Source organism: Paraburkholderia sejongensis (assembly GCF_020880815.1).
GTDB classification, from domain to species: Bacteria; Pseudomonadota; Gammaproteobacteria; order Burkholderiales; family Burkholderiaceae; genus Paraburkholderia; species Paraburkholderia sejongensis.
This window is the reverse complement of sequence record NZ_JAJITD010000006.1, coordinates 427,972-439,510: the sequence shown is the minus strand read 5'-3', so window position 1 is coordinate 439,510 and position 11,539 is coordinate 427,972. Positions and strand designations below refer to the sequence as shown.

Genomic DNA, 11,539 nt, shown 5'->3' with positions numbered 1-11,539 from the left:
CTCGATGCTGCTGTACTGGTATCACTACTCGCACAACGGCAAGCGCATCGAGGTCGAAACCGACGACGACTCGATCGGCGGCCACTTCCTGCATCTGCTGCATGGCGCCGCGCCGTCGAAGTCCTGGGTCGACGCGATGCACGTGTCGCTGAACCTGTACGCGGAGCACGAGTTCAATGCATCGACATTCACCGGCCGCGTGATCGCGGGCACGGGTTCGGACATCTACTCGGCGATCACCGGCGCGATCGGCGCGCTGCGCGGTCCGAAGCACGGCGGCGCGAATGAAGTCGCGTTCGAAATCCAGTCGCGCTATCAGACGCCGGACGAAGCGGAAGCCGACATCCGCCGCCGCGTCGAGAACAAGGAAGTGGTGATCGGCTTCGGCCATCCGGTGTACACGATCTCGGATCCGCGCAACAAGGTGATCAAGGAGGTCGCGAAGAAGCTGTCGAAGGAAGCGGGCAACACCAAGCTGTTCTCGATCGCCGAACGGCTCGAATCGGTGATGTGGGAAGCGAAGAAGATGTTCCCGAATCTCGACTGGTTCAGCGCGGTGTCGTATCACATGATGGGCGTGCCGACCGCGATGTTCACGCCGGTCTTCGTGATCGCGCGCACGGCGGGCTGGAGCGCGCACATCATCGAACAGCGCATCGACAACAAGATCATCCGCCCGAGCGCGAACTACACCGGACCAGAGAATTTGAAGTACGTCGCGCTAAATAGGAGAAAATAGCGCTCGCTGCGCGCTCCCCAGCACGCGCAGTTCAACCCGCGCGGCCGCCGGACCGGTCGTCCGCGCACTGTTTAACTGAAATCGAATAGAAAGGTTTTCTCCATGAAAAAGCTGATGATCGCCGCCATGATTGGCGCCCTGTCCACGACGATGCTGACCGTCGCGACTGACGCCGCCGCAGCGGACACGGCGACCACGAAGAAGCCGGCTACCAAGGCTGTCGCGAAGCGCCCGGAGCCGCGTCGCCTGATCAAGCGCAAGCCGAATCCGGCGAAGGAAGCGAAGGTCGATCCGGTTCCGGAAGGCGCTGAAAAGTGGTCCTGCAAGGACGGTCTGGCTTTCGAAATGAAAGGCGACATGAAGCGTGACCAGATCGTCACCGTTCACTGGGCGAACAAGAACTACAACCTGCCGCGCGAAGCCACCACCACCGGCGCGGACCGTTTCCACGACGCCGCCACCGGCATGGACCTCGTCGTGATCCCGACCAAGGCAATGCTGTTCCAGGACAAGGACAGCTCGCGTCTGGCCGACGAGTGCAAGACGGTCGCCATGGCGCAAGGCGCGCCGGCCGCGACGCAATCGAACGCGATCAACAAGACCGGCGACTGATTTTCGCCACCAGCGAAGCTCCTCCATGTCCGCTCCGATCTCCAATGTGCGACCCGACCCGGACACTGTCCTCGTCGATATCGTCGATTACGTGCTGGATTTCCGGATCGACAGCGCACTCGCGCTGGAAACCGCGCGTCATTGCCTGATCGACACGCTCGGTTGCGGACTCGAAGCGCTGACCTACCCGGCCTGCACCAAGCTGATGGGACCGATCGTGCCGGGCACGATCGTCCCCAACGGCGCGAAGGTGCCGGGCACCTCATTCCAGCTGGACCCGGTTCAGGCCGCCTTCAACATCGGCGCGATGATCCGCTGGCTCGATTTCAACGACACGTGGCTCGCCGCCGAATGGGGCCATCCGTCGGACAATCTCGGCGCCATTCTCGCGACGGCCGACTGGCTCTCGCGCACCGCCATCGCAGCGGGCAAAGCGCCGCTGACGATGAAAGACGTGTTGATCGCAATGATCAAGGCGCACGAAATTCAAGGCTGCATCGCGCTCGAGAACTCGTTCAACAAGGTCGGGCTCGATCACGTGCTGCTGGTCAAACTCGCTTCGACCGCGGTGGCCGGGCAGCTGCTCGGCCTCTCGCGCGACGAGCTGATCAACGCGGTATCGCAGGCGCTCGTCGATGGGCAGGCGCTGCGCACCTACCGCCACGCGCCGAACACCGGCTCGCGCAAATCGTGGGCCGCCGGCGACGCGACCTCGCGCGCGGTCCGTCTCGCGCTGATTTCGAAGACCGGCGAGATGGGCTATCCGTCGGTCCTCACCGCCAAGACCTGGGGCTTCTACGACGTGCTGTTCAACGGCAACGCGTTCAAATTCCAGCGCCCGTACGGTTCGTACGTGATGGAAAACGTGCTGTTCAAGATCGCGTTCCCAGCCGAATTCCACGCACAGACCGCGGTCGAAGCCGCACTCGCGCTGCATGCGCAACTCGCCGCCCTGGGCCGGCGCGTCGAGGAGATTCGCCGCATCACGATTCGCACGCACGAAGCAGCGCTGCGTATCATCGATAAAAAAGGTCCGCTCGATAATCCGGCCGACCGCGATCACTGCATCCAGTACATGATCGCGGTACCGTTGATCCACGGCCGTCTGACTGCCGCGGATTACGAAGATTCGGTCGCGCGGGACGCACGCATCGATGAACTACGCGCGAAAATGACGTGCGTCGAAGATCCGCAATTCACGCAGGATTATCACGACCCGGACAAGCGTTCGATCGCCAATGCACTGACGCTCGAATTCAACGACGGGTCGACGCTCGATGAAGTCGTAGTCGAATACCCGATCGGTCATAAGCGCCGTCGCGAAGACGGTATCCCGTTGCTGGTCGAGAAGTTCAGGACCAACCTCGCGCGGCGCTTTCCGCTCAAGCAGCAACAGGCAATTCTCGCCGTATCGCTCGACCAGGCCCGGCTCGAAGCCATGCCGGTCAATGAATACGTCGATCTGTATGTCATTTAGGTTGAGTACTGTAGTTCCGCGATCCAAACCAAGGAAAACACCATGGCCCACAACCTCCACAAAACGCTCAAGGAATTCGACAGCGGTTCCGGCAAAGGCAAGTTCTACTCTCTGCCGCAACTCGGCAAGGCTCTGAACCTCAAGATCGACCGTCTGCCGGTTTCGATCCGTATCGTGCTGGAATCGGTGCTGCGCAACTACGACGGCAAGAAGATCGCCGAAGAACACATCACGCAACTGGCGAACTGGAAGCCGAACGCGGCGCGCGTCGATGAAATTCCGTTCGTCGTGTCGCGCGTCGTGCTGCAGGACTTCACCGGCGTGCCGCTGCTCGCCGACATCGCCGCGATGCGCGGCGTCGCGAAGGCGGTCGGCAAGAATCCGAAGTCGATCGAGCCGCTGGTACCGGTCGATCTCGTCGTCGACCACTCGGTGCAGATCGACCACTTCCGCGAGAAGAACGCGCTCGACCTGAACATGAAGCTGGAATTCCAGCGCAATAACGAGCGCTACCAGTTCATGAAGTGGGGCATGCAGGCGTTCGACACGTTCAAGGTCGTGCCGCCGGGCGTCGGCATCGTTCACCAGGTGAACCTCGAATACCTCGCGCGCGGCGTGCACAAGAAGGCCGACGGCGCGGACACCGTGTACTACCCGGATTCGCTGGTCGGCACCGACAGCCACACCACGATGATCAACGGCATCGGCGTGGTCGGCTGGGGCGTGGGCGGCATCGAAGCCGAGGCCGGCATGCTCGGTCAGCCGGTGTACTTCCTGACCCCGGACGTGGTCGGCGTGCATCTGAAGGGCAAGCTGATCGAAGGCGTGACCGCCACCGACCTCGTGCTGACCATCACCGAACTGCTGCGTAAAGAGAAGGTGGTCGGCAAGTTCGTCGAGTTCTTCGGCGAAGGCACGCGCTCGCTGTCGCTGCCGGACCGCGCGACGATCGGCAACATGGCGCCGGAATACGGCGCGACGATGGGCTTCTTCCCGGTCGACGAAAAGACCATCGACTACTTCAAGGGCACCGGCCGTACGGACGCCGAAATTTCCGCGTTCGAAAACTACTTCAAGGCGCAGGAACTGTTCGGCATCCCGAACGACGGCGACATCGACTACACCAAGGTCGTCACGCTCGATCTCGCCACGGTCGCGCCGTCGCTGGCCGGCCCGAAGCGTCCGCAGGACCGCATCGAAATCGGTCACGTGAAGTCGACCTTCACCGACCTGTTCTCGAAGCCGGTCGCCGAAAACGGCTTCGCGAAGAAGAGCGTCGATCTCGACACGACCTACACGACCAGCAACGGCGTCGACGTGAAGAACGGCGACGTGCTGATCGCCGCAATCACGTCGTGCACCAACACGTCGAACCCGAGCGTGCTGCTGGCCGCCGGTCTGCTCGCGAAGAAGGCCGTCGAAGCAGGCCTGACGGTCGCCCCGCACATCAAGACCTCGCTCGCGCCGGGATCGCGGATCGTCACCGAGTACCTGACCAAGACCGGCCTGCTGCCGTTCCTCGACAAGCTCGGCTTCACGCTCGCCGCGTACGGCTGCACGACCTGTATCGGCAATGCGGGCGATCTGACGCCGGAACTGAACGAGACGATCACGAAGAACGACATCGTCGCGGCAGCCGTGCTGTCGGGCAACCGTAACTTCGAAGCGCGGATCCACCCGAACATCCGCGCGAACTTCCTCGCGTCGCCGCCGCTCGTCGTCGCCTACGCGATCGCCGGCAACATCACGCGCGACCTGATGACCGAACCGGTCGGCAAGGGCACCGGCGGCCGCGACATCTATCTCGGCGACATCTGGCCGACCAGCGAAGAAGTCAACGCGCTGCTCAAGTACGCGCTCGACGCCGACGCGTTCCGCAAGAACTACTCTCAGCTCACGAAGAAGGGCGATCTGTGGAGCAAGATCGAGGGCGAGGAAGGGCAGGTCTACGACTGGCCGAAGTCGACCTATATCGCGGAGCCGCCGTTCTTCGGCAAGCAATTCTCGATGACGCCGGCGTCCAGCATCGCGCCGGTCACCGGCGCACGCGCACTGGGCATCTTCGGCGACTCGGTCACGACCGACCACATCAGCCCGGCCGGCTCGATCAAGGAAGACTCGCCGGCAGGCCGCTGGCTGAAGGAAAACGGCGTGCAGAAGGCCGACTTCAACAGCTACGGCTCGCGTCGCGGCAACCACGACGTGATGATGCGCGGCACCTTCGCGAACGTCCGGATCAAGAACCTGATGATCCCGCCGAAGGCGGACGGTACGCGCGTCGAAGGCGGTCTGACGATTCACCAGCCGAGCGGCGAACAACTGTCGATTTACGACGCGGCGATGAAGTACATCGACGCCGGCACGCCGACCATCGTGTTCGCGGGCGAAGAATACGGCACCGGTTCCTCGCGCGACTGGGCGGCGAAGGGCACGCAGCTGCTCGGCGTGAAGGCCGTGGTCGCGCGCAGCTTCGAGCGGATTCACCGTTCGAACCTCGTCGGCATGGGTGTTCTGCCGCTGCAGTTCAAGGGCTCGGATAGCGTGCAATCGCTCGGCATCACCGGCGAAGAAACCTACGACATCGAAGGCCTCGGCGACGACTTCAAGCCGCAACAGGAAGTCACGCTGGTGATTCACGGCAAGGACGGCGACAAGCGCGTGCCGGTGCTGCTGCGTATCGACACGCCGATCGAAGTCGACTACTACAAGCACGGCGGGATTCTGCCGTTCGTGCTGCGTTCGCTGCTGGCTGCCTAAGCCACGCGGCAACGCAAACAGCCTCGCTGTTTTGCAGGGGCTGCGTCCTGTGGAGGGCGCAGCCGACTTTGGAGCCCGACCTCAGGTCGGGCTTTTTTTTTGGCGAGGGGATTTGAGAGCGTCAAGCGAGTGAACGCCGCGCGCCGCCCGGCTAACCGCGCGGCGTGCGCGACACCCCCTCTCTCACTTCAGGCCGAAATCGACTCGTGTCGTCGCGCCCTTGTCCTTGATATCGTCGGCGGTGAGCTTCGGCGCGACGATGAAGATGCGGCTGCTGTCGATCTTGCCGTCCAGATACTGCTGCACGCTCTGCGCGCGTTGTTGCGCGAGCTGGCGCAGCGACGCGTCGTCGATCGGCGCGTTGGCCGCGAGCGCGCCCTTCATGTCGTCGTCGGGCACGCTTTTGGTCAGGCCGATGAAGTTGCGCGGCTTTTTGAAGTCGGCGGACTTGTAGGCCTTGGTCAGATACTTGTCGTAGTCCTTCTGATCGACCGTGACGGTGGACAGATCCACGCTTTCGCCGTTGCCGACCACGTCCTTGACCTTCTGCTGTTTGACCAGCCGGTCCACATAACTGGAACGCAGCGCTGGTTCGTCGACCTTCGGATCGACGCGGCCGATCAGGTCCATGCGGATCGACGGCTTGTCGTTCAGCGCCTTCACGATCGTGTCGAGCTTCTGCTTGTCGCTGTCGGTCAGCTGCGCCGAGCCCGCTTCGAATTCGACATAGCCGAGCTCCTGGCCATTGCCGCCGAACGCGTTCGCGATCAGCGAGAACGGCGCGGTCACCGCCTTTTCGAGCAGGTTCAGCACCGCATGCCAGATCAGGCCGCCGACGCTGAACTCGGGATTCGACAGCGACCCCGACACCGGCAGGTTCACGTCGATCTCGCCGCGCGAGTTCTTCAGCAGCGAGATCGCGAAACGCACCGGCAGCTTGGTCGCAGTGTCGTTCTCGACGTGATCGCCGAACGTCAGCTGATCGATGAACAGGTGGTTGTTCGCATTCAACTGGTCGTTTTGCAGCGTGTAATGCAGATCGACGTTGAGCTTGCCCTTGGTGATCGGGTAGCCCGCGTATTTCGCCGAATACGGCGTCAGGTTGGTCAGTTCGATGCCGTGCGCGGTCGCGGTCAGATCGAGCGCCGGTTTCGCGATCAGTGGATTGACGGTGCCGCGAATCGTCAGCGGACCGTTAGCCGCGAGTTTTGCGCCGACATCGACCTGCGCGGGCGTCGTCGATTCCGTACCGAACGCGCCGACGGTGCCCTGAATGTCGACGAGATTCGCGGTGTAGTTCGGCTTGATGAAGTTGTCGGTGTAGGTGACGCGGCCCTGCTGCAGCACCAGTTGGCCGAACCGCAGCTTGACCGGGTTTTGCGGCGGCGTGGCGGCGGTGACGGTGGCCGGCGTCGCGGCGACGACCGCCGGCGATGCCGCCGCAGGCGCCGACGCGGCCACCGCCTCCGACACCGCCCCCGGCGTCAGCGGAATCGGCTTGGCCCCGCTGCCGTCGCGCGTCAGCGACTGCGCGTTACCGCTCTGATGCGCGACCACGTCCTTCAGATTCAGCTTGCCTTGCGCGTCGAGCAGCACGCGGCCGTAGAACTTCGAGAAGGTCACGCGGCTCGCGTCGACCACGGTGCCGTGCTCGTCGTAATCGGCCTTCAGGTTCGACAGCGCGAGCGAGCCCCAGCCGGCGAACGGATCCGAGGTCGCCTTATCGAGCATCCGCACGTCGACCAGCGCGACGTCGCCGCGATAGTTCGCCTTCAGCGCCTTCGCCTGCGAGAGCGCGAGTTCGCCGTTCGCGTTCAGCAGCGCGCTCGCGATCGCCGCATTTAGCTTGTCGCCGAAGTACGGTTCGAACGCGGCCGCGTCGAGGCGGTTGGCGTTGATCTTGACCGCGACCTTCAGCGGCGTCGCGGTGACGTCGCCCTTCAGCGCGAGCGTGCCCTTCCTGTTCAGCGTCGCTTGCAGATCGACCGGCAGCGGCCGGCTCAGGTCGTCGCTGATCTGCTGCACCTTCAATTGCAGCGGCGTGATGCTCAGCTTGACCGGCTGCGGCGTGGTGTTGTCGGTGAAGTTCGCGGTCGAGTCCTTCAGCGTCAACTCGCCGATCTTGTAGTGCCATGCCGGGCCTTCGGCCTGGGCTTTTTTCGCCGCGTGGATCGCGGTGCGCTGCTGCGCTTCTTCATGCGCGCCGGCGAGCGAACTCAGATTGATGCTGCCGTTCTTCAGGCGTTGCGCATCGACCGCGAGGCCCGTCGCGTCGACGCTGGTCACGTCGGCGGTACGCGCCGCCACGTCGACCTGCTTGACCACCACGTTGCCTTGCGCGAGCGCGATCACCGGCGCTTTGTCGCCGCGCGCCGCGAGCTTCAGCGACTGCAGGCCCAGTTGGGTATCCGCAACCGTCACCGCCGCCGGCGCTTTCGACCAGTTCGCGTCGATCTGGGTCGTCGCGGACAACGCGCCGTCGAGCACCTGCGCGGACGTCGCGGTGTCGAGATACGGCTGCAATGGCGGCAGCTTCAGCGACTTCAGATCGAGCTTCGCGCTCGCGGTCTTCGCGGCGAGGCCCAGCGTGCCGTCGCCGGCCAGCGACCCGGCATCGCCCTTGAAGCTGGTGTTGAGCGTGTAATGCGCGGGCGTCGCCGCCAGCGTCGAAAAATCGGTCAGCGTCACCGCGAGGTTTTGCAGGCCGAGGTCGACCGGACGCGACGCGGCCTCGTCGTGCACGTTCAGCGTGCCGTCGTTCAAGGCGAAGCGTTTGATGAACAGATCGATCGGCGGGGCCGGCTTGGCGGCGGTTTGAGCGTTAGCGTCGGGCTTGGCGTTACTGGCCTGCGCATTCGCGCCGGATGCGACGGCGGGCGCGCTCGCCGTAGCGGCCGTGGCCGAGGCCGCTTTGTCCGCTTTGGAAGCATTCGCGGGCGCCGCGAACATCTTCTCGACGCTCAGCACGCCGTTTTTGTCGCGCTCGAGGCTCGCGCTCGGCGCATCGATGCGAATGTCGTCGAAATGGTAGACGCTCTTCATCGGTTCGAGCGAGCCGGCCGCGACGTGCACCGCGCGCGCCGCGAAGAACGGCGCCTTGCTCTGATCCTGCACGTCGACATCGTTCAGGTCGACAGTGCCCGCGACCCGCAGCGACGGCGTGTCGTTCGAGATCACGAAATTGAGCTTCAGATCGGTCGACAGCTTGCCCGACTGCACGATCACCGGCAGCTTCGACGGCACATAGGAAATCAGCTTCGGCACGTCGAGCTGGTCGAATCGCAGCGACACTTCCGATTCGCGCGACGCCGCGAACGGCTTGGTCCTGCCGTCGATCGCCAGCTCGCTAGTGCCGTCGATGCGCGCGCGCAGCAGCGGCTCGACGAAGATGTCGGTCTTCGACGGCAGCGTCGCGATGAACGGAATGCCGAGCTTCCACTCGTCGATCAGGTGAGTCGTGCCGAGCAGCCGGTCGTCGAAGCGGACCTGGCCATTTTCTACGCGGATATTGGAGACGGAAAACAGCGTCGGCTTGCTGTCGGGTTTGGCCGGCTGATTCGCGAATTTTTCGATCAGGTCGCTGAAATTGAAGCGCTGCGCGTCGTAGCGCACGATATTGAAGCGCGGCGAATCGACCTGCACTTCGTCGACGATCGGCGCGCCGCGAAACACCGAACTCCACGACGGCTTCACGATCAGCCGCGAAATATCGATGAAATCGCCCGCGCCGCCGCGCTCGCCGATATGCACGTTATCGGCTTCGAAGCGCAGCGTGTACGGGTTGAGCGCGATGCGGCCGATCGACGCCGGCCGGTCGAGCTGCTTGCTCAGCTGCTGGCTCGCGAGATGGCGAATCAGCGGCGGCGCGGCGAAAAAGCCGAGCAGACCGAAGACGACGATAAAGATCAGCAAACCTACGAGAATGCGGCGCGTACGGCGCGACTGCGCGACTTCGCGCATGGTCTGCATGGAGGAGGCGATCGATTCTTTATTGAGGCTTGCCATGCTGGAGCTGGATTGAATGCGGCGGCAAGCCCGCCGCGGAAAGACAGAAAAGCTGCAAGCGGCAGTATAAGACGTGAATCGTTTGCGCAGGCAGGAATGTCAGGCCTGGCTTTGACGATTCGCGCTGCTTATTGATGATTTTCAGAAAATGCGGAGCCGCTGGGCACAGCGGAGCAGCATCGATTGACATGCAGCGGTTCGACGGCGCGTCATAGTGCTATGACTGACTACCGACGTGCGCGTCACCGATGCTTCGACGTCCATATCGTCGTCACACGGGGTTTGGTGGCGACCAACGGCGCGCGGCGTTGGCCGGCGGCGCGCCGTTTCGATCGTTACTGCCGCACGACCGCCGGCGGCTCCCAGCTGCCGTCGGTGGCTTGCGGCTTCGGCGCATACAGACGCAGCACCAGTTGCATGTCCGCGCGCGGCGCGGGCAGCCAGTTGCCGGTGCGGCTGCGGGTCGACGACACCACCACGTCGAGCGAGCCGTCGCGATTGCGGCGCGCGCCATTGCGATCGCCGACCGCGAGGCGGCCCGGCGCGTTCTCGCTCAGCGCGCCGTCCTTCGTGTACGCGGTCAGCGACCAGAAGCCGCGCACCGGCGGCAGGCGGTTCGCCGGGAAATGGATCACGTAGCGATTCGCGCCGTTCAGCGGGTGGCCGTCGCTGTCCTGCGTGACGACCGCGCGCACTTCGTCGTCTTTGGTGCCGATGCCGGGCTGCGTGCTCGCCGCATACGCGCGCAGCGCGTAGTCGGGGCCGTAGTTGCCCACGCCGTCGCCGAACCAGCTCCAGCCGTTCGCACTCAGCAGATTGGTCGGCGGCGTCGCGACGCGCTCGCGGCCATCGGCGAGACCGGCCGCGAGTGCGTCGGCGGCCTTCGGCAGCTTGACCGATTCGCCCGGCGTGACGCCGAGATCGGCAAGAAACTTCAGCGCGTGCGGATCGGCCGGTGACGGCGGATTGTCAGCCAATGCATCGGCGAGGCGGCCGAAGAAGGCGCTCGCATCGAGCGCGGCGACCTGCTGGGCCGGCGTGCCGGCGGCGCTCGCAACGCCGCTGCTGCCATTGCCGCGCGACGGCGCTGCCGGCTCCGCGTCGCCCGCATAGACGCTCAGCGGCGCGAGGCGAATGCCGTGCTGCAGCTTGCGAATCGCGTTCAGATCGCGCGCGCCGTTCGACTGCACGCGCACGCTGATCCATGCGTTGCGGGTCGGCACTTCGACGCGCTTCGCGCCCGCCGGCAGCTCGCCGTTCCAGCCGGGCGCGACGAAGGCAATCGTTTGCGCGCGCACACCCTTGGTGCCGGCCGTACCGGCGACGAACTGCGGCCCGGTCGACCACACCACGTTGGTCCACATGTCGAGCACGCGGGCATCGACGTAACGGCCATGCGAATCGGGCAACGACAGAATCACCGGCTCGTCGCCGACATCGAGCCAGCCGGTCGAGGCGAGCGTATCGAGGCCCGGTTGCGGTGGATTGGCCGTGCCGATCGGCGGCAGCGCCTGCGCGTGACGCAGCGTATTGAAAGGCGCGCGGCCTGGTTCGGTGCCGACGGCCGCGTCGCGCGCGACGCTCATCATGACCAGCGGGTAGCCGAACACATAGGAATCGGCGACTTCATCCTTGATCCAGCCGGTGCTTTGGTGAGTCGCGGTCGGGGTCGATGCACAGCTGGCCAGCAGTGCCAGACCTGCGAGCGACACGCAGGCCCGTGACAGAGAAAACGGTTCTCGGCGATTTTTTATCATTCGTTCAAAGTGCGGAACGTGCGGTTCTATGGGAGATGCCGGTGCGCAGCGCCTGGCAACATGCGCGGGTCTCCCGAACCACTGCGCAGCCAACCCGCCGAATGCGATTCCGGCAACATCGCGTTGTATCGTATCCTTGCTAACCAGGCAAGCATAAAGCGGGCAATTGCGCGATCTCGCGCGCATGCCGCG

6 protein-coding genes are annotated in these 11,539 nt (G+C 64.2%); 4 read left to right on the top strand and 2 right to left on the bottom strand.

Annotated elements, in window-relative coordinates:
- From LJ656_RS14910 to acnA, 4 genes are all read left to right on the top strand, one after another.
- On the top strand, positions 1–739 hold a 739-nt coding region (locus LJ656_RS14910), incomplete at its 5' end, for a citrate/2-methylcitrate synthase (RefSeq protein WP_329958876.1).
- Between the two features lie 102 nt (positions 740–841).
- On the top strand, positions 842–1,351 hold the full coding sequence (locus LJ656_RS14905) for a hypothetical protein (protein ID WP_230510176.1): 510 nt from the start codon (positions 842–844) through the stop codon (positions 1,349–1,351).
- 25 nt (positions 1,352–1,376) lie between these two features.
- Positions 1,377–2,828 (top strand): bifunctional 2-methylcitrate dehydratase/aconitate hydratase, encoded by a 1,452-nt coding sequence (locus LJ656_RS14900; RefSeq protein ID WP_230510175.1) that lies wholly within the window; start codon positions 1,377–1,379, stop codon positions 2,826–2,828.
- 42 nt (positions 2,829–2,870) lie between these two features.
- Entirely contained in the window at positions 2,871–5,585 is a 2,715-nt protein-coding gene (gene acnA, locus LJ656_RS14895) for an aconitate hydratase AcnA (protein ID WP_230510174.1), read from the top strand.
- 183 nt (positions 5,586–5,768) lie between these two features.
- Here the strand turns inward: acnA and LJ656_RS14890 are convergent, their stop codons facing one another.
- Together LJ656_RS14890 and LJ656_RS14885 are read right to left on the bottom strand one after the other, a co-directional pair.
- Positions 5,769–9,590, bottom strand: coding sequence for a DUF748 domain-containing protein (locus tag LJ656_RS14890; RefSeq protein WP_230510173.1), 3,822 nt, complete (start codon positions 9,588–9,590; stop codon positions 5,769–5,771).
- Between the two features lie 335 nt (positions 9,591–9,925).
- Positions 9,926–11,347, bottom strand: a complete 1,422-nt coding sequence (locus LJ656_RS14885) for a DUF1254 domain-containing protein (RefSeq protein WP_230510172.1) — start codon at positions 11,345–11,347, stop codon at positions 9,926–9,928.
- Positions 11,348–11,539 lie beyond the last annotated feature (192 nt).

Excerpts from the sequence above, each read along its gene's own strand:
- LJ656_RS14905 (WP_230510176.1), top strand. The coding sequence starts at position 842 with ATGAAAAAGCTGATGATCGCCGCCATGATTGGCGCCCTGTCCACGACG.
- LJ656_RS14900 (WP_230510175.1), top strand. The coding sequence starts at position 1,377 with ATGTCCGCTCCGATCTCCAATGTGCGACCCGACCCGGACACTGTCCTC.
- acnA (WP_230510174.1), top strand. The coding sequence starts at position 2,871 with ATGGCCCACAACCTCCACAAAACGCTCAAGGAATTCGACAGCGGTTCC.
- LJ656_RS14890 (WP_230510173.1), bottom strand. The coding sequence starts at position 9,590 with ATGGCAAGCCTCAATAAAGAATCGATCGCCTCCTCCATGCAGACCATG.
- LJ656_RS14885 (WP_230510172.1), bottom strand. The coding sequence starts at position 11,347 with ATGATAAAAAATCGCCGAGAACCGTTTTCTCTGTCACGGGCCTGCGTG.